General features: G+C 40.5%; 23 protein-coding genes. 15 read left to right on the forward strand and 8 right to left on the reverse strand.

Annotated elements, in window-relative coordinates:
* Window positions 1-7: 7 nt before the first annotated feature.
* Window positions 8-1,441, reverse strand: coding sequence for a rhomboid family intramembrane serine protease (locus BP74_RS12535; protein ID WP_496374614.1), 1,434 nt, complete (start codon window positions 1,439-1,441; stop codon window positions 8-10).
* A 99-nt stretch (window positions 1,442-1,540) separates the two neighbouring features.
* Between BP74_RS12535 and BP74_RS12540 the strand changes: the two genes are divergently transcribed.
* Both BP74_RS12540 and corA read left to right on the forward strand, forming a co-directional pair.
* Window positions 1,541-2,614 (forward strand): iron-containing alcohol dehydrogenase family protein, encoded by a 1,074-nt coding sequence (locus BP74_RS12540; RefSeq protein ID WP_496374616.1) that lies wholly within the window; start codon window positions 1,541-1,543, stop codon window positions 2,612-2,614.
* A gap of 137 nt (window positions 2,615-2,751) precedes the next feature.
* Window positions 2,752-3,852, forward strand: coding sequence for a magnesium/cobalt transporter CorA (gene corA / locus BP74_RS12545; RefSeq protein ID WP_496374617.1), 1,101 nt, complete (start codon window positions 2,752-2,754; stop codon window positions 3,850-3,852).
* Here the strand turns inward: corA and BP74_RS12550 are convergent.
* The 3 genes from BP74_RS12550 to BP74_RS12560 all read right to left on the reverse strand — a co-directional run bounded on the left by BP74_RS12550 (window position 3,830) and on the right by BP74_RS12560 (window position 7,354).
* On the reverse strand, window positions 3,830-4,504 hold the full coding sequence (locus tag BP74_RS12550; protein WP_496374619.1) for a hypothetical protein: 675 nt from the start codon (window positions 4,502-4,504) through the stop codon (window positions 3,830-3,832). The two genes, corA and BP74_RS12550, sit on opposite strands and share 23 nt — an antisense overlap.
* A complete protein-coding gene (locus BP74_RS12555; RefSeq protein WP_496374621.1) occupies window positions 4,505-5,011 on the reverse strand; it encodes a DUF2480 family protein in 507 nt (168 codons plus the stop codon).
* A 168-nt stretch (window positions 5,012-5,179) separates the two neighbouring features.
* Window positions 5,180-7,354, reverse strand: a complete 2,175-nt coding sequence (locus BP74_RS12560) for a peptidylprolyl isomerase (RefSeq protein ID WP_496374623.1) — start codon at window positions 7,352-7,354, stop codon at window positions 5,180-5,182.
* 1,082 nt (window positions 7,355-8,436) lie between these two features.
* On the opposite strand from BP74_RS12560, the gene nadA reads away from it, so the two are divergent.
* The 3 genes from nadA (at window position 8,437) to BP74_RS12575 (ending at window position 11,421) form a co-directional block, all read left to right on the forward strand.
* On the forward strand, window positions 8,437-9,444 hold the full coding sequence (nadA, locus tag BP74_RS12565) for a quinolinate synthase NadA (protein ID WP_496374625.1): 1,008 nt from the start codon (window positions 8,437-8,439) through the stop codon (window positions 9,442-9,444).
* Between the two features lie 56 nt (window positions 9,445-9,500).
* On the forward strand, window positions 9,501-9,836 hold the full coding sequence (locus BP74_RS12570) for a hypothetical protein (protein WP_496374627.1): 336 nt from the start codon (window positions 9,501-9,503) through the stop codon (window positions 9,834-9,836).
* Between the two features lie 334 nt (window positions 9,837-10,170).
* Window positions 10,171-11,421 (forward strand): chromate transporter, encoded by a 1,251-nt coding sequence (locus BP74_RS12575; RefSeq protein WP_496374629.1) that lies wholly within the window; start codon window positions 10,171-10,173, stop codon window positions 11,419-11,421.
* On the opposite strand, the gene nadD is transcribed toward BP74_RS12575, so the two are convergent.
* Window positions 11,409-11,993, reverse strand: a complete 585-nt coding sequence (gene nadD / locus BP74_RS12580; protein ID WP_496374631.1) for a nicotinate (nicotinamide) nucleotide adenylyltransferase — start codon at window positions 11,991-11,993, stop codon at window positions 11,409-11,411. The genes BP74_RS12575 and nadD overlap by 13 nt on opposite strands.
* A 21-nt stretch (window positions 11,994-12,014) precedes the next feature.
* Window positions 12,015-12,236, reverse strand: coding sequence for a FeoA family protein (locus BP74_RS12585; RefSeq protein ID WP_496374633.1), 222 nt, complete (start codon window positions 12,234-12,236; stop codon window positions 12,015-12,017).
* 54 nt (window positions 12,237-12,290) lie between these two features.
* On the opposite strand from BP74_RS12585, the gene ybeY reads away from it, so the two are divergent.
* The 4 genes from ybeY to BP74_RS12605 all read left to right on the forward strand — a co-directional run bounded on the left by ybeY (window position 12,291) and on the right by BP74_RS12605 (window position 15,676).
* Entirely contained in the window at window positions 12,291-12,758 is a 468-nt protein-coding gene (gene ybeY / locus BP74_RS12590) for an rRNA maturation RNase YbeY (protein ID WP_496374635.1), read from the forward strand.
* Between the two features lie 48 nt (window positions 12,759-12,806).
* Window positions 12,807-14,669: a tRNA uridine-5-carboxymethylaminomethyl(34) synthesis enzyme MnmG gene (gene mnmG, locus BP74_RS12595; protein WP_496374637.1), complete on the forward strand. Its 1,863-nt coding sequence runs from the start codon at window positions 12,807-12,809 to the stop codon at window positions 14,667-14,669.
* A gap of 162 nt (window positions 14,670-14,831) precedes the next feature.
* Window positions 14,832-15,455: a DUF2975 domain-containing protein gene (locus BP74_RS12600; RefSeq protein ID WP_496374639.1), complete on the forward strand. Its 624-nt coding sequence runs from the start codon at window positions 14,832-14,834 to the stop codon at window positions 15,453-15,455.
* 2 nt (window positions 15,456-15,457) lie between these two features.
* Window positions 15,458-15,676, forward strand: coding sequence for a helix-turn-helix domain-containing protein (locus tag BP74_RS12605; RefSeq protein WP_496374641.1), 219 nt, complete (start codon window positions 15,458-15,460; stop codon window positions 15,674-15,676).
* 22 nt (window positions 15,677-15,698) lie between these two features.
* Here the strand turns inward: BP74_RS12605 and BP74_RS12610 are convergent, their stop codons facing one another.
* Both BP74_RS12610 and BP74_RS12615 read right to left on the reverse strand, forming a co-directional pair.
* Window positions 15,699-17,900, reverse strand: a complete 2,202-nt coding sequence (locus BP74_RS12610) for a helix-turn-helix domain-containing protein (protein ID WP_496374643.1) — start codon at window positions 17,898-17,900, stop codon at window positions 15,699-15,701.
* A gap of 143 nt (window positions 17,901-18,043) precedes the next feature.
* Window positions 18,044-18,388, reverse strand: coding sequence for a single-stranded DNA-binding protein (locus BP74_RS12615; RefSeq protein ID WP_496374645.1), 345 nt, complete (start codon window positions 18,386-18,388; stop codon window positions 18,044-18,046).
* A gap of 720 nt (window positions 18,389-19,108) precedes the next feature.
* Here BP74_RS12615 and BP74_RS12620 point away from each other — a divergent pair.
* From BP74_RS12620 to BP74_RS12645, 6 genes are all read left to right on the forward strand, one after another.
* Window positions 19,109-20,284, forward strand: a complete 1,176-nt coding sequence (locus tag BP74_RS12620; RefSeq protein WP_496374647.1) for a right-handed parallel beta-helix repeat-containing protein — start codon at window positions 19,109-19,111, stop codon at window positions 20,282-20,284.
* 201 nt (window positions 20,285-20,485) lie between these two features.
* Window positions 20,486-20,860, forward strand: coding sequence for a hypothetical protein (locus tag BP74_RS12625; RefSeq protein ID WP_496374649.1), 375 nt, complete (start codon window positions 20,486-20,488; stop codon window positions 20,858-20,860).
* Between the two features lie 124 nt (window positions 20,861-20,984).
* On the forward strand, window positions 20,985-22,040 hold the full coding sequence (locus BP74_RS12630) for a hypothetical protein (RefSeq protein ID WP_496374651.1): 1,056 nt from the start codon (window positions 20,985-20,987) through the stop codon (window positions 22,038-22,040).
* A 140-nt stretch (window positions 22,041-22,180) separates the two neighbouring features.
* Window positions 22,181-24,610 carry a hypothetical protein gene (locus BP74_RS12635; protein WP_496374653.1) on the forward strand — a complete coding sequence of 810 codons (2,430 nt, stop codon included), beginning with the start codon at window positions 22,181-22,183 and terminating at the stop codon, window positions 24,608-24,610.
* A 143-nt stretch (window positions 24,611-24,753) separates the two neighbouring features.
* A complete protein-coding gene (locus BP74_RS12640) occupies window positions 24,754-25,446 on the forward strand; it encodes a hypothetical protein (RefSeq protein WP_496374655.1) in 693 nt (230 codons plus the stop codon).
* Window positions 25,443-26,327: an agmatine deiminase family protein gene (locus tag BP74_RS12645; protein WP_496374657.1), complete on the forward strand. Its 885-nt coding sequence runs from the start codon at window positions 25,443-25,445 to the stop codon at window positions 26,325-26,327. Before BP74_RS12640 ends, BP74_RS12645 begins: the two co-directional genes overlap by 4 nt.
* Window positions 26,328-26,374 lie beyond the last annotated feature (47 nt).

Here is a 26,374-nt window from a genome sequence, read left to right on the forward strand (position 1 = left end):
GTACCTGTCACTTTTGAATCTGTTCAAGTAATGCATTGATGTTTTCCGTATACCTGTTTAATTCACTATCCACATTTTCATGGCCCTGAAGTGCAATAATTATAAGGTCTGTCTGCTTTATCCGCAGATCAACATATTGTTCAAGCATTTTCCTGTGACTCGCCAACTTATCATCAAGCTTATACGTCCTGGTTTCTTCCAATAAATGTTTAGCCTCCTGCCATTTAGGTTGTGTTACCGTAGCCACCTCTTTCAACAGCATAGGATCTTTAATATTCCGCAGGGGCTTCATTGCTTCTGCTTCAATGCCTACAATCTTTTCAACATGTTGTTGGTAAACCAACGAATCGTCCTTTGAATTCATAAGGTATAAACAACCGAAAATCACAGTTGTGGAAATAATAGCAACAAGGGTTGTCCTGGTTTTTAGCCTGGCCCCTGTTTTAATAGTAAAAAAGTATAAATAGCCTATTGCCAGTCCGCTAAGCAGGCCGCCAATATGGGCAGAGTTATCTACGGCTTGCGAACGAAGTCCATAAGTAATATTATAGAGTACAAAGATCCCAATGCTTTGTAGCAAAGCCTTCCTGGCAGAGTGAGGAATCAGGTTAGTTGTTAACAAGGCCAGGAATAAACCATATAATCCAAAGATGGCTCCTGACGCACCTGCACTCACTATAGGCTCCTGGTGCCACCACAAACTTGTTATGCTGGCAAAGATTCCTGTACAAACATAGGCCACCGTAAAACGCAGGCGACCAAGCATTGGCTCCAGGTAATTTCCGATCATCAATAGCGCATACATATTGAGTAATAGGTGTACAATTCCAATATGCACAAATATGCATGTAAATAATCTCCACCACTCACCACCTGTGGTCATTGGTTTATAGTTAGCACCCCATTTTAAAAGTACATCAGTGGTCGGCTCCCATATACTGGCGCCAGTGATCCACATAAGTAAAAATATCAGGACGTTGGTTCCAATAAGAAAGTAGGTAATTGAACGGGAGCCTGATGATAGTTTCATGATTCTTTCCACTTCCATGCGCTCTTCCTTTTCCTGTTCAGCTACCAGGAATGTTTCTTGTTGTAATGCAGACAACTCACCAGTCCAGTTTTCTAACTGCTGCACATCTGCGTCCTGTACCAAGTTTTCAATTGCTTGTTGGAAACGTGTAACATTTCGCTTGTTCTTTTGTAAGATGTCAAGTAGCTCGCCGTTGACCATCTTACTCATTATAATAACTTTTTCATGTTCTGCTATTACAATGATTTCTTCCCCCTTGCTTTTCCATTTGCTGTTTGTATACCCAACTACCTGGTCATTACCGGCAATCTTAAGATTCCATGAAAGCTCCCGAAAGGTTCCATAGGCTATCGATAATAAATCTTCTGCGCTTCGTCCGGGAAATAACAGGGTTTTGGTAAAATGAGGCATAGTTATTTGGTTGATCGGCCAAGATGTTCAAATTTTCTTTAAAGTCAAAACAAGTATGGTAATAGTTTTCGACATTTGCCCGAATAAGAAATTGAGGCTATGAAATTCAGAAATTTTAAAATGGTGGATTACGTGGTCTATGGCCGCGGTAGTTTTAACCAGTTAGATGAAATAATTCAACCGCAAAGAAATAATGATGCGCCTATGATCTTCCTGGTAGATCATTATTTTGAAGGCAAGGAACTTGTGACCCGTGTTCCGGTGAGGGGCAATGATAAGATCATCTTTGCGGATGTTACCTACGAGCCCAAAACCACTTATGTTGATTCCATAGCCGACCAGTTGAAAGATGAATTCGGAATGGTCAGTGGCATCATTGGTATTGGTGGCGGTTCTACTATGGACCTGGCCAAAGCTGTTTCTTTAATGATGAACAATCCCGGTTCTTCAGCAGATTACCAGGGATGGGACCTTGTGAAGCACCCGGGTATTTATAAAGCAGGCATCCCAACTTTAAGTGGTACGGGAGCTGAGGTTAGCCGCACTACAGTACTTACAGGCCCTACTAGAAAACTGGGAATGAACTCTGACTTTACGCCATTCAACCAGATAGTGCTCGATCCCGAGCTTACCATGAATGCTCCCGTCAACCAACGCTTTTATACAGGTATGGATTGCTACATCCATTGCATCGAAAGCCTTACAGGAACCTACCTGAATGAATTCAGCAAGGCCTATGGTGAAAAAGCACTGGAGCTTTGCAGAAAAGTATTTTTGGAAAAAGATGGATGGGATGATGAATGTGATGATATGCTCATGATGGCTTCCTATGCCGGAGGAATGAGTATCGCTTATTCGCAGGTTGGTGTAGCGCATGCTGTAAGTTATGGATTAAGTTACCTGTTGGGAACTAAACACGGTATTGGCAACTGCATTGTGATGAACCATATAGGAGAATACTATCCCCAAGGAGTTGCAGAATTTAAAAAGATGGTTGAAAAGAACGGCATAGATATACCACAGGGAATATGCAAGGGACTTTCCGAAGAACAATTTGATACCATGATCAATGTAGCAATGGGTATGAAACCATTATGGGAAAACGCACTTGGCAAGGATTGGGAAAAGATCATGACAAGAGAAAAACTGCGGGAACTGTATGGCAAGCTCTGACCAGGCAGCAGTTACATTACTTTAGATTTTTGATACCAGCATAATGGCGCCGTGTACCGGCGCCATTTCTTATGTCGTATTAATCAAAAGACAATCGAAATTCTTTGCCTTTAGCTATCTTTCCTTAAATAAACAGCATGATCAAGGCTGAGAAATATATCCGGTATTTTATCCCTAATACTCTTTTTGGTACACATCGTACCAAGGAGATATTGAACAGCAATCCCATTACCAATATCAGCAGGAAAGATGCGGAGGATGTTTTTGTACGTGTATATGATTACGATGAGAATTCATTGGACGAGTGCACCCTGCACAATGTAGAGCAAAGCTTTTCCTATAAAGAAAACAAGCATGTTAGCTGGATCAATATAGATGGCATACGCAGAAAAGATACGGAGTTGATAGGGGAACACTATGGCATACACCCGTTGATTATAGAGGATATCGTGAGTATGAACCAGCGGCCGAAGATGGATGAAATGGACAACATTTTATACTGCCTGTTGAATATGCTGTATTATAATGAGGAAACACATACAGTTGAACATGAACAGGTAAGCATTGTGCTGGGAAAAGATTTTGTCATCACTTTCCAGGAAGATCCTAAAAGAGATGTATTCAACCCCATAAGGGAAAAATTAAAAGTGCCCAATAGCAAGCTGCGGATGAGAGGCGCTGATTACCTATGTTATTCCATGCTTGATCTTATCGTGGATAGTTATTTTTTCGTTATGGAAAAACTGGGCGACAGCATTGAAATGCTGGAAGAAGAGATCATACGGAATAGTAATAAACGTTCACTTGCCAAGATCAATATGCTGCGCAAGGAACTAATTGTGCTCAAAAGAAATATCGCCCCGGTTCGTGACCTGGTCAGCGGAATCATTCGCAGCGAGAACCAGTTGCTTGATGAGAGGACCACGAAATATTTTAAAGATGTCTATGATCATATTATACAGGCCTATGACCTCAGTGAGAACTATCGTGATGTGATGATCAGCATGCAGGACCTGTATATCAATAATGTGAACCTCAAAATGAACGAGGTAATGAAGGTGATGGCAGTAGTTACCTGTTTGCTGGCTCCGGCCACTGTTATCGGTGGCATCTTCGGGATGAACTTTGAGACCATCCCTTTACTGCATAACAAATGGGGTTTTATTATTTCAGTTTCAGCTATGTTATTGATACCCCTGTGGATGTTGCGGGCATTTAGAAGGAGGGGATGGTTTTAGCGGTTCTTGCATTCAATTGTTGCTCCGTATAATTTTTAATGTCTGCCCTTACCAGTCCATTATAATTATAAATTTCCATGGCACCCGTTTCTGTATTATAGATCCAGAAAGTTGGTTTCAGCTTTTCTTCGCCCATGTCTTCAGCTCCGGCTATCAGCACATCTTTGCCATCCCATTCAGCTCCAAGTACCGTACCTGAAGAACCCATATATAAAATGCGCTGCCGGGAATGTTGCTTCAGGTCTAAGATCGCAACTTCAGAATCCGGACCACCTTGTTCAAGACTGGTTCGACCGCTTCTATTTACCAATATATAATTATAGCTCACATAATCTATAGCCTTTGAGCTGTCCTTATTAAATGCGAGGTAGGACCAGTAAGGTTGCAAATGTGCAGTATCAATTGGCATTGATGCAGGTATATCTTTTTGTTCCAGCTCTCCACCTTCAAAACCTTTCATTGGAAATGAAGTATCCTGCTGCTGAAAGAAAGCAAAAAGTTTGGGGAAATGTTGCTGCAGGTGAACACCCATATCCTTTGCAGTTTCGACTGTATCTCCTGGCTCTTCTTTTTCAGAAACGGTAGAAGCATTATTGCTGCAGGAAACAAGAAAGAGAGAAACGGGCAAAAAAAACAAGGTGAGTGATCGCATTTATTTCTTTTTATAGATAGGAACGGTGCTGCATGGTTCTCCATACATCAGGCTTTTTACCACCGGTCTTAATAGCCTGGTGATCTCCGTATAGGTATAGCTATCCAGGGTCACATCGCCGCAACCTTTAATGACTACGCGTTGGTCTGTATACGGAGCAATATCTATTGAAGCAATATTTTCCAGGAAAAGATGTTTGTACATTTCCTCCGCAGTGCCGGCAAAAACATACCTGGCAACAGGTTGCAGGTAAGATGTTACAAGCATATAGGCCCAAAGCGGAATAATGGCATCTGCCGTACAGGTAATATTCACATTTTTGCCGGAGTAAATAGTCCAGTCAAGGTTCTTCAATGCCTCCCTGAAATCTTTTTCCTTCAATATCATTCCCATGAATAAATGATCCTTCAGGTCAAAGCTTGCCATTTCATCATGCGGAATATAATTTTCCAGGTTTAGCGTGATGATACCACTCTCCGCTACTTTATTTACAATGACTTCGCTCATAATACAAATTTAAAATGATTGGATGGTAAATAGGGTTAAGCTATCGCCAATAGGCATTGTATCCATAAACTAAAGGTCAATTGTAACAGCAGTTATGCCTTTTTCCGCAGGGACAATAAAAAACCGCCCGGGGTCCCGGGCGGTTCACATATGATCTGGAATTAGTCTTTAGAAGAACTTAGCCCTGTTATCTTTTATTTTTACTGACTTTTTCAATGGCTCAATAAATGGATTGCCGCCACCATATTGCATTTGGCTCATAATACGCTGGCGTGCCTGGTTTTCCATCATTTTACGCTGGTCGTCAATACTTGCAGTTTCTACAGGCACCGTGGTTGCATTATCCACTCTTAATACATATACACCTGCCTGGCCCGGGATTGGTTCCTGAGTTACCTTTCCCTTGTTGGCAGCATTGAAAGAAGCTCCTAAAACTTTAGGTTCATAACCCAGCATATTGCTGGCACCACTGAAACGCACACTGTCAACGGTTTGAATCTGCTGTGATACTTTCGCTGATACTGCTTCCAAGGTAGTTACCTGTCCAATATTCTTTTTGATCAGTTCCGCTTTCTTTTTATTGCGCAGCAATGGTTCAACTGCAGGACGTGCATGTGCTACACTGGCTATGCCTTCTTTCGAAATATCAGTAACCATGGCTACTACATAAGAATCACCCACTCTTTCTGGTCCTACAACCTCGCCTTTATTTGCTTCAAAAATATCCTTGATGAATTTCCTTGAAGTTCCATTGATGCCCTGGATAGCAAAATCCAAAGGCTTGATATCAGCAGCCGTCAATTTATTAATGCCTTTTCCTTTCAGGTTCTTTTCCCAATTCTGGTTGAAGGATTTTTCATCACGGCTGTCACCTGCAAACAGGCTGGCGGCGTTTTGTGCATTATTATCTGTTTCCTGGCTGGCCTCAATCGGCTTGGCCACATAGGCTATTTTATAGGCAGGAGATGAACCTTTCTGAGAAAGGATCTCTACCAAATGATATCCGAATGGAGATTTGACAACACCTGTCTCACCGGTTTTATGGGTGAAAATAAAATCATTGAACGTAGGCATCATTTTACCAGTCGTCACATTATCATATACACCACCAGTGCTTTTGCTTCCCGGGTCTTCTGAAAACTTAGCCACCAGGCTGTCAAATGGATTACCGTTCTTCAACAGCGTTTGAATACTGTCTATTAAATGTTTGGCCACTGCATCTTCACGAACAGGAACCATTTCGCCGGTTTGTGTTTGCTGTTGGGTAGCTATCAACACGTGACGCACTTTCACTGTATCCGGTAATACTTTTTCATCAATAATTTTGGATAGTACGTAGGTTCCATTGGGACCTGCATCCAGGTAAGGTCCATAAACTGTTCCTACCGGTGCTTTTAATATGGAATCTTTATTAGGTTGCTGAATAGCTGATTTGCTGATAAAGCCGGCATAAAAAGGCATGGAGCTGTTACGTGCGATAAAATTCTCGTAATTGGTCAGCGTGTCGAACTGTGGCTTCAACTGCATGATGGCTGCCCTGGTGGCAACACTATCCTGTGTATTCGGCGCTGCACTAAAAGTTACATAGTTAATGGAACGTGTTTCTTCATTTTGTTCGAAATCCTTTTTGTGATTATCTATATAATCCTGGATCTCTTTATCTGTAACTTTTACAGAGCTATCAGAAATACTTGCATATGGCACTGCAACAAAAGAAACTTTGGCCATCAGGCTGTTATCAATATTCTTCTTCTCGATGAACCATTTTGGAAAATAGATGCTGTTAGCCAGCAAAGAAGTATATTTTGTCATCAGGCGGTCTTTCTCCAATGACTCCAGGTATTGGTTCAACTGGTCTTTATCCTGTTGTGTTCCCTGCTTTTTGATCTGGCTGATAAACTGTTGAGCCTGCACACCATTATATACCCCAGTGTTAGGATCTGCAAAACGTTGCTTCAGGTCTTGAGGAGGGTTGGTTCCATATAATATATCTCTCAATTCTTTTTCACTTACTGTCAATCCCAACTCTTCATATTGTTTGTTCAAAACCACATCATTGATCTCCTGGTCCCAAACTGTTTGAACAATCTGCTGGCGACCGGCATCTCCCTGGTCATAGCCCTGCTCTTTCTGAAATTTTTCAGTTGCATCTACACGCTTGGCAAATTCCTGGTAATCTATAGATTTACCATTGATCTTTCCCACAGAGTTGCTTCCTCCTCCTGAAAATAAACCGGTACGGCCTGCAAAGGCATCCATCATAATGAAACCCAGTAGGGATAATGCAATCGCTATCACAGCCCAACGTGCATACTTATCCCTGATGTTTTGAATAACTGACATAGTGGTGGTGTTCTTATTTTAAAAAACGGATGGCGAAAATAGGGAATTTAATGGTATGCACAAATTGTGGAAAACCCCTGGAATCCCCAATTTTAAAGGGTTTTAATGTGTACTTAACAAGATTTTAGAGCTCCTTTTCTTTATTAAATAACATATAAGAACTGCCACGGTAGGGATTTTAAACCTTTAACCAGGCAGCCTGGATCAATTGCTTGCTGGCGATCAATCAAAAAAGAGGACATAATATGTCTTTTATATACTTCTAATAAAGAAAATACTGATCTTATTGCTTGAATAAATTTCAGATTTAAACAACCCGGCACCGGGGCATTTCCTGGCATTTTCCCATGCTTCTTCCTATTTACGCTATACCTCAGCCCTATCTAAGGTATAGATACTGCGTGATGATCACGCAGTATCTATACTGTAGCTATGCCGCAGCTATACCTTAGCTATAAAGGAAACCGGGCGAAGGTTGGTAGAAATAAGGAAGGCACCGGGGGAGTGAAAAAGGTAGCTTTTGAAATGATACATATATATATATGTATCAAAAAGAAATTTTGAGAACTTCATGCAAAGCGGAGAATTTCTATTTATTCAATTAATAGCCGTTTCTTTTACTTAGGAGAGTGGAGGAAAGTTCAATGCTTCAACTTTCCACTCATTGGAACGGATGTAAAAAGATCCAGGAAATGATAACTTTTTGATGTTGATATCCTGATTTCAATGTTGATAAACTCCGTGGAACTGTGACATGAAACGTGTACTCTTGGACGGCAACTAAATTTTTTACATGAGGCCGAAATTTTCTGTTAGTTAATCACTGGTTATCCTTAGAAAATCCACAGCAAAAAAATCTCATAGCAGTGTTTTCTTATACAAGCTATCGAAATCCACATTCTGTGAATACAATCAGATAATACACTGTCTTCGGTAACTTTGCTGTGGATTACCAATTGTGTTTTGTGGATAAAGCGGGTTAAATGATTTCACCAAATTTTGATTTTGCTAGTTATCCCCTAATTCACAGCCCTAATAGTAATAGGTTTAATTAAATAAAATAGAATACTATATATTATTACATGGATAAGGAAATGTTGATTACTCAAAATGATATACTCGAAAAAGGATTTTATGATGTTGACATTGATCCAACGCTAGACCTTTTTGCAGAGATAGAAAGATTGAAGAAAGAAAAGAATGCGATCATCCTGGCACACCTGTACCAGGAACCCGACATCCAGGACATTGCCGATTACATTGGCGACTCGCTGGGTCTCGCTCAGCAGGCTTCAAAGACCGATGCTGACATGATCGTCTTTGCAGGCGTACACTTTATGGCTGAAGGGGCAAAGATCCTTAATCCGTCTAAAAAGGTGGTTATTCCCGATTTGAAGGCTGGCTGCTCTTTGAGTGAAAGTTGCCCGCCACCATTGTTTAAAAAGTTCAGGGAGCAGCATCCTGATCATTTGGTTATTTCCTACATCAACTGCAGTGCAGGTATCAAAGCATTAAGCGACATCATATGTACTTCTTCCAATGCGAAGGCTATTGTGGATAGTCTATCTGCAGACCAGAAAATTATATTTGCTCCGGATAAGAACCTGGGAGCTTGGGTGAATAAAGTAACGGGCCGTGATATGCTTTTGTGGAATGGTGCCTGTATGGTTCATGAGATATTCAGCCTGGAAAAGATCACCCGGCTGAAGGTTCGTCACCCTAATGCTAAAGTGATAGCCCACCCGGAATGTGAAGAACCTGTGTTAAGAGTGGCTGATTTTATAGGATCTACAACACAACTCCTGGCTTATTCCCGGAATACTCCTCATACTGAGTTCATTGTGGCCACTGAAGCTGGCATATTGCACCAGATGGTGAAGCAATCGCCTGATAAAACCTTTATTCCTGCCCCTCCGGACAATAACTGTGCATGCAATGATTGTCCTCACATGAAAAGAAATACGCTCGAGAAGGTGTACCTGTGCATGGAATACGAGCAACCAGAGATCATCATGGAGGAAGGGTTAAGGATCCAGGCTAAAAAGTCATTGGACAGGATGCTGGAAATCAGTGCCCAATTGGGATTATAATTTATGATGGTGTTATTATATAATTCCATTGTATCAATGATATAAATACAGCCTGGATGAATAATGATCAAAAACTGGTATTCATCAAACTGGTACATACTGCTATCTGGATATTTTTCAACATTGTTATATTTTACCTGCTCTACGCAGTATTGATCAATAAAATAGATAAATGGGTGTGGATTGGTTTATCCTTGATCGCTTTGGAGGGATTGGTACTGGTCATCTTCAAAAACATATGCCCTGTAACATTGGTTGCCAGGAATTATTCTTCATCAACCAGGGATAATTTTGATATTTATTTACCTGAATGGCTTGCCCGTTATAATAAGCAAATATATTCTTCCATAGTAGTTATCATCATAATACTCTTGTTGTTACGGGTTTTATAATAGGATTGAATCTAATAAACTCACTGGACTACTAACAGTATAGTATAACCTAATTATTCCAAGCTTTAGCTAGTGAACCAATGAAAAACTAAGCATTTGACCTGATAAGTATTTACTCTTAGCTTATCTCTTAATAGGTTTTTAATCTTATTACCATTTATCGTTTGTGTATCAGCGTTAGTATCTAAGCATACAAAGATCTTTTCACCTAGGTAAATGAGAATAAGACTGCTACATTTTGAAGAAAAATATTGTCCGGTATAATTAAGAATTGAAGAATTCTTTTTAGGGGTGTTATCGGGGCTAAGATGAATTATATAAATTTAGCCCCGCTATGATGCATCGCCATGTGCCATTTTTAAAGAATGTTTTCTTTTATAGCATCACTGCTTATGGAGGACCACAGGCACATGTGGCTATGATGATGAAGATGTTTGTGCATAAAACTCCTTATGTGACCAAGGAGGAATTATTGGAGTATAATGCATTTTGCAATTTATTGCCAGGTGCTTCCTCCACACAGACTGTAACACTCATCGGGTATAAAAGAGGAGGAGTTCCATTGGCTGTTGTTACGTTGTTGGTCTGGATAGCGCCGGCCTGCATATTGATGGGAGCCTTTTCCTTCCTGCTTCATTACATTGACCAGGGGACACTGCATACCAATATTTTCAAATTCATTCCTTCACTTGCGGTAGGCTTTCTTGTTTATGCTTCTGTGATGGCCTTTGGTATATCCATCAAGAATACGATCACCTGGGTCATCATGCTGGTAGGTGTTGTGGCCACTTATTTTCTATTTAATTCTCCATGGATTTTTCCACTACTGATTGTGTTGGGTGGGGTAGCTACTAATTTGAGTCATAAGAGGATACCACAGGTGGAGAGAAAACCAAGTAAAATCAAGTGGTGGAATATCTGGCTCTTTGCAGCCATCTTTCTTATTGCGGGAACTACGAGTGAACTGGCCCGTAAGAATGACTGGCCACATAGAAAGCCAATAAACCTGTTTGAAAACACATACAGGATGGGCAGCCTTGTTTTTGGAGGAGGGCATGTGTTGATGCCTATGATGTATGAACAATACTCAGTAAGGCCAAAGATCATTTATGAAAACAGGCCTCAGGCAAAGGGGAATATCATAGATATTGACAAGGATGACATGACAACAGGCATGGGTATTGTCCGTGCCATTCCAGGTCCGGTATTTTCCATAGCATCTTTTACAGGGGGAATGGCTTTGAAAGATGAAGGCAAGCATATGCAGGTGCTTGGCTGTATCATAGGAACCATTGCCATATTTCTGCCTTCCGCACTACTGGTACTTTTCTTTTTTCCTATCTGGAACAACCTGAAAAAATATGCCGCTGTTTACAGGTCCCTGGAAGGGATCAATGCCGCGGTAGTAGGTATCATGATAGCTTCTACACTCTACATCATGAAAGATATTTCCCTGGTCGGTACAAGTGCCAATAGCCTGATCAACATTGCTGTGATCATCACTACATTTTGTTTACTACAGTTTACCAGGATAGCAGCTCCGTTGATTGTTATTGCCTGTGTAGTATTGGGTTATTTCTTCTGAAGTTTCTTAAAGAAATTGAAAGAACTGATCTCTTCTTCCACACCCGCCGGCACCAGGTATTTGATCGATTTGCCTTCCTTAATGAGTTCACGAATATGAGTAGCTGATATTTCAAGTAGGGGAGCTTTCATTACGTTGAGTTTTGCACCTATTGTATTCTCTACTTCAAAACCAGGTCGTTTATAAATAATGATAGGGTAGTCCCTGATAATGATTTCTGAGTTCTTCCATTTACCCAGGTTTTGAAATCCATCACTACCCATAATAATAGAGAATTGATAGGTTGGATATTTTTCAGACAGGTAAGCGAGTGTATGCACTGAATAAGAAGGCTTGGGCAAGTTGAATTCAATATCAGATGCTTTTAACCTGTCGTCTCCCTCAATTGCTTTCTGGACCAGGTGAAAGCGATCGTATTCATTTAACAGGCTTTCCGATTTCTTAAATGGATTATGTGGTGACACTACAAACCAGATCTTCTGAAGTTCAGTTTCATTAAGAATATGATTAGCTATGATCAGGTGGCCTACATGTATGGGGTTGAATGAACCGAAGTATAATCCAATCTTCATTTTAAAGAATTGACATTCAATCTATTGCTTTTCAATAATGATCTGGTTGGCTTCGTTGATGCGTAAACTGAGGGAATATCCTGCTACCCTGACAGAGATAGGGTCTCCTAACGGAGCTTTCTGTTCAACAACGATCTCTTCACCGGGGATGCAGCCCATTTCCATCAGTTTTAACTCAAGGTCCGGGCTCTCAAATTCCTTGATCCTTGCTCTTTCTCCAGGTTTAAGTTGTGACAACTTCATATTATAATTTCAAAGCTAAAGTATCAAAATCAACAGGTTTACGATTTTTGAGTTATGGCTAAAGCATTAAGTGGTCAAATCTATTTTCACTACCTGGTTGATCCTTTTCATTTTGAACAGAGAACTTCTTTGAAAGCATTTATCAGGAAGTTATTGGAAAGAGAGGGCAGGCGTTTAGATACCATCAATTATATCTTCTGCTCAGATGAGTATCTCTTAACTCTAAATCAGACACATCTTAAACACAACACACTTACGGACATCATCACGTTTGAGTACAGCCAGGCAAACGAACCTTTATTGTCGGATATATATATCAGTATTGAAAGGGTAAGGGAGAATGCAACCTTGTTTAACTCTAGTTTTAAGACTGAATTATGCAGGGTGATTTTTCACGGAGCTCTTCATTTATGTGGGTACAAGGATAAGTCTGCAGAACAGTCCCAATTGATGAGAAAAAAGGAAGAAGAATACTTAAGAAAATGGCATGTTTCACGTGGAACAACATCACCAAGGGATTAAAACTTTAACTAGGTTTCACGTGGAACACGTTGGTAACTTTGCAAACTTATGTTTCAAGAATATGATGTTATAGTAGTAGGAGCAGGGCATGGTGGCTGTGAAGCTGCCGCGGCCGCTGCTAATATGGGCTCATCGGTTCTATTGGTTACCATGAATATGCAAACCATAGCACAGATGAGTTGTAATCCTGCAATGGGAGGCATTGCAAAAGGTCAAATCGTAAGAGAAATAGACGCCTTGGGCGGCTATTCGGGTATTGTGTCAGATGCATCCATGATCCAGTTTAGAATGTTGAATCGTTCTAAAGGACCAGCGATGTGGAGTCCAAGATCTCAAAACGACAGGATGTTGTTCTCCCAGAAATGGAGAGAGATGCTGGAACAAACAGAAAGGGTTGAATTCTACCAGGATATGGTCAGGCAGTTGATCGTTGAAGGTGGAAAGGTAAAAGGAGTGATTACTGGCCTGGGCCATGAAATAAGATCTAAAGCGGTTGTTTTAACCAATGGGACCTTTCTCAATGGGGTAATTCATATTGGAGAAAAGCGATTTGGAGGCGGAAGAGTAGCAGAAAGGGCAGCAGAAGGATTGACAGAACAGCTGGTAAGTCTTGGTTTTCAAAGTGACAGGCTTAAAACAGGAACTCCACCGCGTGTTGATGGTCGTTCGCTGGATTATTCAAAAATGGAGGAACAAAAGGGGGATGAGATCATAGGTGGGTTTTCGTACCTCGATGTGGAGAAGCCAAAAACCCAACGAAGCTGCTGGATTACTTATACCAGTACAGAAGTACATGATATATTAAAGACAGGCTTTGATCGCAGTCCGATGTATACTGGAAGGATAGAAGGAACCGGTCCCAGGTATTGCCCGAGTATAGAAGACAAGGTGAACCGGTTTGCTGAAAGGGATAGGCACCAGTTATTTGTGGAACCTGAAGGTTGGAACACGGTAGAGATCTATGTGAATGGCTTTTCTACATCCCTTCCGGAGGAAGTGCAATACGAAGCATTGAAAAAGGTACCCGGTTTTGAGAAGGTTAAGTTCTTCCGCCCCGGGTACGCTATAGAATATGATTTCTTTCCACCTACCCAATTGAATTATAGCCTTGAAACCAAGGAAGTTGAAAATCTGTTCTTTGCAGGCCAGATCAATGGAACCACCGGTTATGAGGAAGCAGCCTGCCAGGGTATAATGGCTGGAATTAATGCTCACTTAAAGACAAGAAATGAAAAGCCTTTCATCCTGAAAAGGAGCGAGGCCTATATAGGTGTTTTGATAGATGACCTGATCAGTAAAGGAACACAGGAGCCTTACCGGATGTTTACCTCCAGGGCTGAATTCAGAACCCTGTTAAGACAGGATAATGCTGACCTCAGGCTAACAGAAATGAGTTATAAAATGGGTTTAGCCAGCCAGGAAAGGATGGATAAAGTGATTCACAAGAAACATGATGTAGAAGCTATCAAGGAAAAGATGGGTACTACAAGCCTTGAACCAGCAGAAGTAAATCCATTTTTTGAAAGTATAAGCAGCGCACCGATCATTGAAAAGCAAAGGGTGGAAAAGATCGTATTGAGACCCAATGTGAGCCTGGACCAAATGCGTTCTACTGTGAATACTATTGACCAGTTATTAAACGGGTATTCGCCGGAGGCAATAGAGCAAGCTGAGATACAAGTGAAATACCAGGTTTATATTGATAAGGAGAAAGACCTGGTTGATAGAATGAAACAGTTGGAAGACCTGGAGATACCCGAGCAATTTGATTATAAAAGGATTGTAGCACTTGGAGCGGAAGCAAGGGAAAAACTGTTGAGGGTACGACCACGAACCCTAGGCCAGGCAAGCCGCATATCCGGTATCAATCCAAGTGATGTGCAAATATTAATGGTATTTATGGGCAGATAACCTAGTAAAAATATTTGAATGAAACCCTCCAAATGGAGGGTTTTTTTATCTGTCAAATAATCAAAGTATTATTGATTAGTGGATAATATTTATTGTTTATCAATAAATATTATTTGAATATTGATAATTAGTATATAGCTTTATACCCTTAAAGCAATGACGATGAGATCTACATACATTCTTTCCTTCCTGCGTATTTCAGTGTCTGTATTATTTTATCTACTCCTGTTATTCTCTGTATTGTTCCTGGTAGCCTCAATAGCTTCAGTAGCTGGAAATGAAAAAGCAACTGAAATGACAAAGAAATCTTACAGCTATAAGGTAAAGGCTTTCGGATTACTTAATCCCGAGGAGCCATATACTAATTCGCAGGATAGTATTTTAAAATATAGAAGGGTTGCTGATGAATATACTGTGGTGATAGAACCCAGGTCAACAATAGGCTATTATGCAATGATCATGAAATTGGTATTCATGGCTATTGGGTTGGGCATTTTGTGGAATTTTAAAAAGATATTTAAAGAAACCAATCTAAAACAACCATTTAAAGGGACTATTATCAAAAGATTGAAAACACTGGCTTCGCTATTTATATTTACTGATATCGTTAAGCTCCTGGACTATTTTCTTTTCAATAGTTATTTGCATCATTCCTTAGCTTCTCCCCAATTTCAATTACTGACAGACGTAGGTAATGGATTTATCACAGGTTTGGTCATATTGATCATTGCAGTCATTTATGAGAGAGGAAAAGAACTGGAAGAAGAAAACGATTTAACTGTATAAGTATGCCTATAATAGTGAACCTGGACGTTATGATGGCAAGGAGAAAAATATCACTATCTGAATTGGCAGAGAAAGTTGATATAACATTATCCAATCTATCTATACTAAAAACAGGAAAAGCAAAGGCTATCCGGTTTTCTACGCTGGAAAAGATCTGTGAAGTATTGGATTGTCAGCCTGCTGATATACTGGAATTTGTAAAAGAAAAGGACGAGAAATAATTGAATAGATACTTGAAATATATTATGATGGGTCAACGGTTTCTTTTTTTCGTTCCTCTATACGACGATAATAATTCATAACAGCACGGATATCTCCAAAACTGAACTCATCTCCCAATTTTTGCCTGATGGATGTTGCTGTCATTCCCATATCTTCTATTACTCCAAGGATGGCTTTCGTTTTAGGTTCAGAAACCAGTTCATGGACATCTATTTCACCACTATAAACAAAACTGGCTAAATGGCTTTCGATAGTTCCCAGCGCCAGGTTTCTCAATGATGCTATTTCTGTCAACGATTTACCTTCCCTGAATAAAGTAAGGCTATCCCTGTGTGAGGCACCTTTTTCCGTCTTTACCTTCCTGGAATCCTTGACAACTGTTCTGTGTTCAACTGATTCGAAGGCATAGGTAACGAAATGCATATTCCCATACTGCAGATTGTTCAGTTTTTGTAAATGAGATAGAATAACTCCTTCTATCATCTGCACTTCCTTATAATATTTTTTCACCTTGCTGGCATATTGCAGGGAACTAAGATGCTGTTGCATGGGATGAAGTACTTCATCTACCATTTCCTTTGCCAGGTAAGGAATGGCCTTGTTCACCCGCTGTAATAAAAGATCAGTATTACCTGAAATCAATACCTGCTGCAATTGTACCACAAACTTTTCGGCTATGCCAGCCTGTTGCCTTATCTTATCCAGAATTTCTTTATTGAGGTTTAATGCTTCTTCGGCATTAGGTAGTTTTCTTCCGGGGATCAATTCTTTCCATTCCAATATTGCTTTCACAGGCTTTTGCCAATTGAAGGCCTTGATCAGCGCATCACCCTGGAATTTTAATTTCTCTTCTTTCAATAAATTTTCCAGGTAAGCGTCGTTTGCTTCCTTTTGAGCAAATTCCAATACCCTTGGATCAGTAGCAATTGAATGGGGAAAGATGCGGGAATGCAAAACCAATCCTTCTAGTGAAGTACAGCGGCTGAGTGCCACATATACCTGGCCCGCAGCAAAAGAAGAACCGGCATCGATAACTGCCTTCTCGAATGTAAGGCCCTGGCTTTTATGTATGGTAATAGCCCAGGCCAACCGGATAGGATACTGGATAAAACTCCCCAGCTCTTCTTCTTCAATATTATCCTTCTCCTTATTATAATTATAACGAACATTCTTCCAGGTTTCCTTTTCCAGCTTTAGTTCTGACTCTCCATTATTGAAGGTGATGAATATTTCGTTGTTGACTATTTTCTTCACAATAGCCAATTTGCCATTATAATATCTCCGTTCTGTTCCTGAATCATTCTTTATGAACATTACCTGTGCACCCTCTTTCAGTTGCAGATCTATTTCGGTAGGTAATGCTTTTTCGGAGAAGTCGCCGGATAACTCTGCTTTAAAAGAATACAATTTACCCGGGAGCTTTTTCAGCTCACCTTCATTGATCACATCAGCTTTTCGGTTATGGGTAGAAAGGGTAATGTATTTCTGGTCTGCTGGTGCACTGAAACCTGGATCATACTTTTTATTCAATTCATGCAGATCAGATGATAGCGGCACATTGTTGCGTACCCTGTTCAGGATATCAATAAAATGCTGTTCGTTCTGGCGGTAAATCTTTTTTAATTCTATGTACAGAGGCTGGGCTTCCTTTATAGCTTTCGATGCAAAGAAGAAAGGACTTTCATAATGGTTCTGCAAAATATTCCATTCCTGCTGTGGGATTACCGGGGGCAACTGGAAAAGGTCACCTATATATATAACCTGGACACCACCAAATGGAATGTAGGGTTGCCTGCGAAAATGACGCAGGATCGTATCCATGGCGTCAAGCATATCACATCGCACCATGCTTACTTCATCAATAATCAGGAGTTCCAGTTCCTGCAGTAATTCTCTTTTGGCTGTAGTGAAATGAATATTGCGAAAGAGGCTGTGTTTATCCGTAGCGATATTGTCATTATTAAATCCCCCCACAGTGCCAGGCACAAATGGTCCAAATGGAAGCTGAAAAAACGAATGCATCGTCACACCACCTGCATTGATGGCTGCTACTCCGGTTGGGGCCACCACAACGGCATTTTTTTGAGTGGACTCCTTAATATACTTCAGGAAGGTTGTCTTACCCGTACCTGCCTTACCAGTAATAAATACATGGCGCGAAGTGTGATTAACAAGGTCGGCAGCAAGATTAAATAAAGTGTTGGAGGCGTCTGTTTTCTGCATGATCTTCTGCTTATAAAAATAGTTCAAATAAGGCTTGAAACCTGTTTATAAACGCTTAATTAAGATGATTTTAATTGATAATTAAGCAATAAAAAGCTGGTGATGAAATATTCACCACCAGCACATAAAAAGCCACCAACAGGTCATTTAGCTGGCTTATCTCCCAGCATCAGTAATTCATTTACCTGCACTTCGGTAAAGTATTTTTTCACACCATCTTTGTCATTATATGTTCTGTTCATTAACTTCCCTTCAATAGCAATTTCAGATCCTTTTGTCAGGAACTTCTCTGCTATTTCGGCCACCTTACCCCATGCCACCAGGTTGTGCCATTGAGTTTCTGTAACTTTTTCTCCTTTAGTATTACGATATACTTCATGCGTAGCCACACTGAATCGGGCAAGTTTTTTACCGCCATCGAGTGTTTTGATCTCAGGATTATTGCCCAGGTTTCCAATCAGTTGAACTTTGTTTTTAAGTGCGTACATAACCTTGAATTTGTGCTCCTGATTATTTTAAGGAGCGATTAAAAATTTATTTATCTCAGTCAGCCAGGCGCCGTTCGGCTGACAGGACAAAGATGCGGTCACCAAAAAGCCATACCCGGTTTTTAACCGTTTGCTTTCGTCTATACCCGTTTATAAACGTTTGCACACGGATATTCAATTGATTATTATTAGAATAAGGAAATAAATGCTGCCACCAATTTTTTAAAGAGATATGTAGTTTTCGAAAAAAATATTTAGATCAATTCAGCAATAAGTATCCAACTCAACTTATGTCAACACCCGCCTTTGCCAACTATACATGCTAAAGACTGTGGCATGTTGCAAAAAATGCAACCAGCCACAGATCATTGGCAGGATTCAATTATATATCGCTTAACACAGAAATTACTTTTATAACAGAATTGAAACCGTCCCTGGTTTTGCTGATAACCTTTATCGAAGCAGTAGTTAAATAAGGTTGAAGACTAGATGGTACTTGCCAATGTATGGTTGGTAACCATCAACACTGAATGAATAAGGCCGCTTTACCTGGATAGTTATTTAAAGAATGTAATCCGCAAACTATATAAATGATTGTTTTATAACCACGTTGAAAGATTCCAATATCGATGATAGACATACTGTCAACAAAATACCTCGCTTTATGAAAATGTACTTGTGAGGAAATGTATCTATTGTTTATCATTTAAAATCGAAAACATGAAACAAGAAAAAAGTTACCAAAGCCAATGCAACTGCCTGACCGCCGGAATGAAATTTTATGCCTGTCTTTTTGTGGCGTCGTTGTTATTTATAACCAGTTGCCGTAAAGAAATTACATCTGTAACACCAACAGATGATATGGGTGCTTATAGTCTTAAGCAATCTATAACCGCCAAAACACCCACGGTAGTTGTGCAAGCAGGAAGTTCTATACAGGCCGCAATTGCTGCTGCAGCAGCAGGCACGGTGATTAAAATCAGACCTGGAACTTACAAGGAAAAAATTGTGCTTGACAAACCCGGCATCACATTATCCGGCGAGGGAGATGTTGTTATCGAAAATCCTGGTGGTAAAGACATCGGCATCAAAGTGCTAAAGGGTGCTGATGGATTTAATCTGAGCGACGTTACTGTACAGGGGTTTACAGAAAGGGCAGTTGAAATCAAAGAAATAAACGGGCTATCATTATCCCATGTTACTGCTATCGGTAATAACACTGAAGAATTTGGCTTGTTTGTTCAGTATTGCACTAATGGTACCATCGAACACTGCGAGTCTACCGGACATACTGATACGGGAATCTTTGTGGGAGAATCAACCAATATTACTATTTCACAAAACAAAGCATATGCGAACACAATTGGCATCGAAACAGAAAACGTTTCGGATATAACCGTTGACAAAAATCACCTCTACGATAACTCGGCGGGCATTTTGAGTTTACTTGTTCCGGGGAAATCAGTACCGCAATCATCAAACATTACAATCACAAAGAACCAGGTTCGCGATAACAATCATACAAACCTGCAAAACGACCCTACGGAACTGGAAGCGATTCTTCCAGCTGGTATTGGCATTTTGATTTTAGGACCAGACAATGTGATGATTGCAGATAACCATGTAACTGGCAATCAATACACGGGTATTGCAGTTGTAAGTACAGGCATTCTTGGTCCAACACCAGGCATTGATCCGGTTCCTGATAATGTGAAAGTCGTCAGCAACCAGGTAATAAACAATGGTTTGAATCCGCAGCCATCTTCTTTCCCTGCTTCCTTTGCTTCTGACCTGCTTTGGCTGGGGCCGGCTATTGGTGCTACTGGCAGCGGCAACTGCTGGAGCAAAAATGAGTATAACACATCGTTCCCTTCAACTTTGCCTGATTGCAACTAAAGAGAGGGGACTTTCCGGGATTAAAGAATAAACCAGGTATTTTATTGAAACAAGGCCTATGATGGGCTTTGTTTCTTTTTTCTTCAAACAAAAACAAATAACGGGAAAAGGGATCCAAGGGTTTAAACAGGTGCTTTCTACAACCGTTTTAAACGTTTGTACACGGTTATAGAATTGATTATCTTGGGAAAAAGACTAGCGATGCTTCCGACAGTTTCTTCCCGGAAATGCCTTGCCTGCGATAAAAACCTGCAGGGAAGGGCGGATAAAAAGTTCTGTAACGATTACTGCCGCAATGCCTACAACAACCAACTAAAGGCTTCTGGTAGCAGCACAGTAAGAAATATCAATAATGTTTTACTCAAAAACCGAAGGATCCTTGAGCATGTGGTTGGCCAGGAAGATATGGGGAAAACCAATAAGGAAAAATTGCTACAGCAGGGATTCCGGTTTAATTACCTTACTCATACCTATACCAACAAAAAAGGCAATGTTTACAGCTTTTGTTATGAATATGGTTACCTGCCACTGGAGCACGACTGGTTCCTTGTTGTGCGCAGGAAGGAGGAAAAATAGGCGTGGCCCTACATTTGATAATTAAATATTTAGTGTAATTTAGTAATCCACAAAACACTTCTTTGAAAAACCTTTCGTGATCCAACCTTGAAAAAAGCGCATTGTTCGCTAAATCAAAAGACTCATGAAAAGGTTAAGCCTGGTTTTGATCTCTACCCTTATTGGGTATGGTGTGTTTGCACAGGTATCTTTAAAAGATATCACAGGCTTATTAGATCTTAACCGCAACAAGCTGGAAAGTCATCTTCAGAAAAAAGGCTTTAAGAGATCATTCCTTTCGGATAACAATGCACTTGGCTACTCACAGTCAAAGTTTGACAAAAAAGACTCCATAGAGATATATCGCAATTTTGAGATCCTGAATCATGTGGATAACCCGGGATTATTATACAGTACATCCAGTAAAGATGAATGGTTATCATTTATGAATGAAATGAAAGCTGGTGGTTTCCATTTTATAGAGGCAAAGGATACCTGCAAAACAATGTTGTATCAGAAAGAAGAGTGGCTAATAAGTTGCTCCAGGAAAATGGTCGATACATCCTGGATGTATTCAATCCAGGCCAACAAAAAGCTGATCCCTGATGCACGAAACATTGGTTATGCTGAAGATCTCCTAACCCTGAATGCACACGAATATCTTGTAGCGGCCTTTGGTAAGTCTAATGTAAAGACGGATTCTTTTATGTTTTCCCAAACCATGACCAAAAAGTGTAGCGTTATTTTTCCCAATACCAGTCACCAGGCCATATTTATATGGAAGGACCAGGATAATTTAAGAGATATCTCTTTCATCATTATTGGAGAGCAATTGCATAACGAAAGCGATAAAAACATAAATACAGTGATGCTGTCACGATGGAGGTCCAGCCAGGGTGTGTATTGCGGCATGAGCCTGAAAGAGGTGCAAAACCTGAATAAGCAACCGGTTAGTTTTTATAACTGGCGTACTGAATCTGCCGGGTTCCTGGCACCCAGTAATAAAGGTGAGATCAATTTTAGCAGGATCATGCCTGTATTCAATTGCATGAACTGCAGCTTTTTGTATGTAGATCAGTCCAGGGATATTATAGGGTCTGACTATGCGCTGGATGAAAATCAGAAAGTGTATGTTGCCAGCTATGTCGTGCTACCGGAGAAAGAAGAAGTAGAAAAGACCTGGCAGACAAGTATGAAATGACCAAAAGCAGTGTACATTAATAATGCATATATTTTTAAGATATTTTGAAACCAGTGCATAGCTTCAATGCGTTCCTTAAAAAATACTACGAAAGGTAATTGATGTGTATTCATGCAGGTCATAAACCAATCCATTTATGCTTGCTGACCATTACTTGCCTGCTCATCAACCATACAGCAATTGCACAAGGAATAGCAATAGAGCCGGAGCAGAAGAACTCTTTCTTCTCGGTTAAGATTTTATATAATCATGTTGTATTGGCCATTGACTCTGTTCCCTTTTCTATATATGTTTCAAATATTGATAGGACTTCTACTGCTACATTACCGGCACCAACGGCTATCATCACGAAATCCACAAAGGATGAAATTCGCCTTACGTATAAAGCTTTTATTCCAGCGCTTACAGTTGATCTCTTTGCAGAAGTTGTTTATAAACGGGTGAATGAAAATGTTCTGAGAAAATCGGTTCGTCTTTTTCAGCCTTCTATGCCAGGTTTAAAATTCATTTTAGAAGAGAAGACATCACCTGTTACAGCACCGAAACAGTTTGTAACATTCGAGGAAAATGATTTCCCTGGTGGATTAGTGCATGAAATGTTTCCTGCAGTGGGATTTATTACTCCAGGTAATAATGTAGTAACTGTTCTTACAGATGCGGGGTACAAAAATCAATATACAAGGAATACCAGACGTAGGTTTACCGAAAACGGTGGAGGTTTTGTGGGTATGCGAAAACTGGCTGATGCAAACCTGTTTTCCATATCAGATTCTATGGAAAACAGGGAAGGAAAATACTTCCTTAAACAAACTTATGGCGAATATTATGACCTGGAAAATGCCAGGGATTCAGCCATTAATCTTAGTGGCCAATTTAAAGCACCGGGTGATTCAAATGTGATAATACAAGAGAATACTATTTCTATTAAGGGCAATAAGCATAGACCATCCGGAGCAGAGGCGGTAATTCATCTTCCAGGCCAAAATCTATATACCATTTCATTCCAGGTAAAAGGGAACACTCCGGTTATGTTGAAACTATTCAGGGTGAAGAATGGAAGGAAAACAATAGAACTTGAAGATGGAGTGAAATACATTGACAATTTTCCAACCGATACTTCGAATTGGAAGGGTTTTAAAGGAAGTGTATTGATACCATATATTGGCAAGGATGATATTTCAGTTTTCATTGGCCCTGCAGGAAACAACGAAGTTCAACTTGAAATAAAAGATTTCAGGATTGTGCAACATAAGGTTTCGCCGCTGCCTTATAATATCCTCCCCCAGGGAGATACCGTTGAGAAAACAAGCTATATATTCATTGAGCCCTGGCAGTCCCAACATCAATACATGATCTCATGCCAGACCAGGTTAGCAGAAGCAATGGGCTTTCAGGGAACCGAAATTGAAAAAATGATGTACGCGAATGTGAACATGCTTACCTGGATCTCTGACATCAATGATTTTTCTCCTTTCCTTGTTCCTAATATGAATTATGCGCCTGATATGTATAACCGGGATACCTATTTCACTATTGTGGCAACGTATAATAAATATCTCAACCTGGAGCTTTGGGACAAATGGGGCAAAACACAAACTGCAAATGGAGCTATCGGCACCATCATCACCCCTTCTATGGGATCTGTTGAAGTAAAAGATAACGAAGCCACCATCTTGTGGCTGCAATGGGCCTTATTGAATCAGAGAAGATTCAAAGCACAATTGCCAAAGGAAAAAATAGACAAGGCTGTTCATTATGTATTGAACGAATTTGATCCCGACAGGGATGGAATTTGTGAAGCGCATTTTCCCTTGAACCAGGTTGATGTAATAAGCTACGAACCAAAGACGCATCGTCTTGCAGCAAACCAGGGCATGTTTGCCGTAGCATTAAAAACAATCAAGGCCTTAGGTTATAATGAGGTTAATGAGGCTTACATCAACAAGGCTGTTGCTGCTTACAAGAATTTTTATGACCCCGTTCGTAAACATTTACTTTTTGATACCAGGTATCCCGATCTTATTTCTCTTACAGACCTGGAGCCAGAATTTTTATCCATCTGGTTATTCAATGAAAAAATGCTGACTGACGAGATGGTCATAAATCATTTGGACAGGATGCCATTCCTCAATAAAAATCCCAAAGCACCGCACCCTGAATTAGGCACAACCGCGCCAATCCTGATCAGGCTTACCGGCAGAAATCAATTTTCCTACTTCACTAAAGAATATCAGCCCTTTGAAAAATTCGGAGATGAGAATTATACTGATGGGAAAAACGATGGTTATTATTATAATGGCGGAAGCTGGTTTCGATCCGAATATTGTGCATATGTTACAGGGCTAAAACATGGGTGGAAAAAGGCCTTAAGCATGATGGAAAACCGCGCCTGGGCAGAAATTAACCTGAATCCCGCATGGCCGTTTAGTAAAGAATTCATTCCTACAAAATGGACTACGACAGATTCCTGGTGGCCTAGTACAAAAGGGCTTAGCTGGAACGTTTTTATATTAATGGCTAATGAAGTGGCGGGATTAAGAAAACCAGGAATGGAGTTCCGGACCAGATAATTAACGGATTGATAGTATTTAGCGTGGATCATTTTTATTTGAATACTATCTAATAATACTGATGATATTATATACTATCGAAAGCTTCGAGGGTGTGTACTTCCATGAGCTTAGTCCCACTACCTTAGTGGAAACTACACACGATGTTTACCATTGACACCAGCACACGAGATAGTATTCAATTCAGCTTTCAAAAGGCAGCAGAAGACTTATTCAATCATCGCGTTCTGGTTGTAGGTGATCAATATTTTCGTTTCCTTGAGATCGAGTTTTACTATCGTAACGAGAGCTCCGGTCATGTAGATAACTACAGTCATCAACACGACGAGCAATTGAAAACCGGTACCTGGTATTTTCATGGGTCAGGTCTCGACATAACGTTCGGAAGTGAAGATCCCGTGATTCATGCGGGAGTATTGATCCGCAGTATCCAACATGTGAATCCTCGGGCAGGTTCTGAAAGTAATAAAGCGAATGTGTTTGGTCCTTTAAAGGTCATAACCACCATCTTCTCTCACTTTCCCGCCGTCAGGGATAGTACGCCCTTTAGTTTTTATCTACACGATCTACGCGTGTCCAGTCTCAACGGGCTCACTTCATTGGAAGAAGAAGCTGTTTACAAGGCAACCAGGATCGGATTGAACGAGAACAAGGACAAGGATAAAGAAAAGTACTTTCACAAAGCGACTTATCGCTTCCTTATCCATCCGCACTTAGGTCACAAAGACAAGACCGGGATCGCAGAGCAGCTATATAAAGAACGACATACTGATCCTGATGCTTTAGACGAAATAAGAATTCTGATGGGCAGTGAGTTTTTAAAACACCGGCGATGATCTACGGACAACAAACGGTAACAGTGTACCTGTCTACTCTATTGCGTGAGCAGGTGCCGGATGTGGCAACAGCGCTTACAGGTATTTTAGCACGTCATCACGTTCCTCTCCGGTGGATAGAAAACACACAGGACATCTGGTGCCGGGACTTCATGCCTATATGGGTGACAGATACCAAATGCGTTCAGTTCAGGTTTGATCCGCGTTATTACAAGCCTAAAAAGTACCAGCACTTACGTACTCTACCAGCATCACTATCCTTACCAAAGGGGATAAAACCAGTTAGCAGTTCCATTATTTTGGACGGAGGTAATGTAATAGGTGATCTGTCAACCGCAGCGGTTACGGAACGTGTATTCGCTGATAATCCTGAATGGGAATCGGACCTGATCTACACACTGAAAGACCAGCTTCAGATTGATCGTTTGATTATCATCCCCGAATTACCAGGCGACAGTACAGGGCACGTTGATGCAATGCTGCGTTTTGTTGATAAAAACACTGTATTGCTGAACGACTTTACCAGAGTAACCTCAGAGAAGGTTTACAGGCATATAAGACTGTGCCTTTACAGCGCAGGTCTTGAAGTGATCACATTACCCAATAACCTTCATCTCAACAAGTCCTACGACGATGCTACAGGCGATTACATCAACTTCCTTGAAGTGGGCGACCTGATCATACTACCAGGTTACGGAACGGATCTGGATGATGAAGTTCTATCTCTGATGTGTGGGATCTTTCCAAATCGCAAAATAGAGCAGGTAGACATATCAGCTCTTACACCTCTTGGCGGTGGACTGAACTGTATCTCCTGGTGCGTACCACCGATACCTGCAGAGATCACCTTCCTGTTTCCGGATCCATCGATCTACTTGTGAGACGAACACAAGAACACAGTATATTCTTTACTCTGTTAAGCGTTCAA

It is taken from the genome of Flavisolibacter ginsengiterrae DSM 18136, assembly GCF_059568575.1.

Bases quoted from the DNA above. Each gene is read 5' to 3' on its own strand.
- BP74_RS12640 (WP_496374655.1), top strand. From the start codon at position 24,754: ATGTTTACCATTGACACCAGCACACGAGATAGTATTCAATTCAGCTTT.
- BP74_RS12645 (WP_496374657.1), top strand. From the start codon at position 25,443: ATGATCTACGGACAACAAACGGTAACAGTGTACCTGTCTACTCTATTG.
- nadA (WP_496374625.1), top strand. From the start codon at position 8,437: ATGGATAAGGAAATGTTGATTACTCAAAATGATATACTCGAAAAAGGA.
- BP74_RS12620 (WP_496374647.1), top strand. From the start codon at position 19,109: ATGAAACAAGAAAAAAGTTACCAAAGCCAATGCAACTGCCTGACCGCC.
- BP74_RS12555 (WP_496374621.1), bottom strand. From the start codon at position 5,011: ATGAGCGAAGTCATTGTAAATAAAGTAGCGGAGAGTGGTATCATCACG.
- BP74_RS12630 (WP_496374651.1), top strand. From the start codon at position 20,985: ATGAAAAGGTTAAGCCTGGTTTTGATCTCTACCCTTATTGGGTATGGT.
- mnmG (WP_496374637.1), top strand. From the start codon at position 12,807: ATGTTTCAAGAATATGATGTTATAGTAGTAGGAGCAGGGCATGGTGGC.
- BP74_RS12550 (WP_496374619.1), bottom strand. From the start codon at position 4,504: ATGCGATCACTCACCTTGTTTTTTTTGCCCGTTTCTCTCTTTCTTGTT.
- BP74_RS12605 (WP_496374641.1), top strand. From the start codon at position 15,458: ATGCCTATAATAGTGAACCTGGACGTTATGATGGCAAGGAGAAAAATA.
- BP74_RS12625 (WP_496374649.1), top strand. From the start codon at position 20,486: ATGCTTCCGACAGTTTCTTCCCGGAAATGCCTTGCCTGCGATAAAAAC.
- BP74_RS12560 (WP_496374623.1), bottom strand. From the start codon at position 7,354: ATGTCAGTTATTCAAAACATCAGGGATAAGTATGCACGTTGGGCTGTG.
- BP74_RS12535 (WP_496374614.1), bottom strand. From the start codon at position 1,441: ATGCCTCATTTTACCAAAACCCTGTTATTTCCCGGACGAAGCGCAGAA.
- BP74_RS12570 (WP_496374627.1), top strand. From the start codon at position 9,501: ATGAATAATGATCAAAAACTGGTATTCATCAAACTGGTACATACTGCT.
- ybeY (WP_496374635.1), top strand. From the start codon at position 12,291: ATGGCTAAAGCATTAAGTGGTCAAATCTATTTTCACTACCTGGTTGAT.
- BP74_RS12585 (WP_496374633.1), bottom strand. From the start codon at position 12,236: ATGAAGTTGTCACAACTTAAACCTGGAGAAAGAGCAAGGATCAAGGAA.
- nadD (WP_496374631.1), bottom strand. From the start codon at position 11,993: ATGAAGATTGGATTATACTTCGGTTCATTCAACCCCATACATGTAGGC.
- BP74_RS12575 (WP_496374629.1), top strand. From the start codon at position 10,171: ATGATGCATCGCCATGTGCCATTTTTAAAGAATGTTTTCTTTTATAGC.
- BP74_RS12610 (WP_496374643.1), bottom strand. From the start codon at position 17,900: ATGCAGAAAACAGACGCCTCCAACACTTTATTTAATCTTGCTGCCGAC.
- BP74_RS12615 (WP_496374645.1), bottom strand. From the start codon at position 18,388: ATGTACGCACTTAAAAACAAAGTTCAACTGATTGGAAACCTGGGCAAT.
- corA (WP_496374617.1), top strand. From the start codon at position 2,752: ATGATCAAGGCTGAGAAATATATCCGGTATTTTATCCCTAATACTCTT.
- BP74_RS12600 (WP_496374639.1), top strand. From the start codon at position 14,832: ATGAGATCTACATACATTCTTTCCTTCCTGCGTATTTCAGTGTCTGTA.
- BP74_RS12540 (WP_496374616.1), top strand. From the start codon at position 1,541: ATGAAATTCAGAAATTTTAAAATGGTGGATTACGTGGTCTATGGCCGC.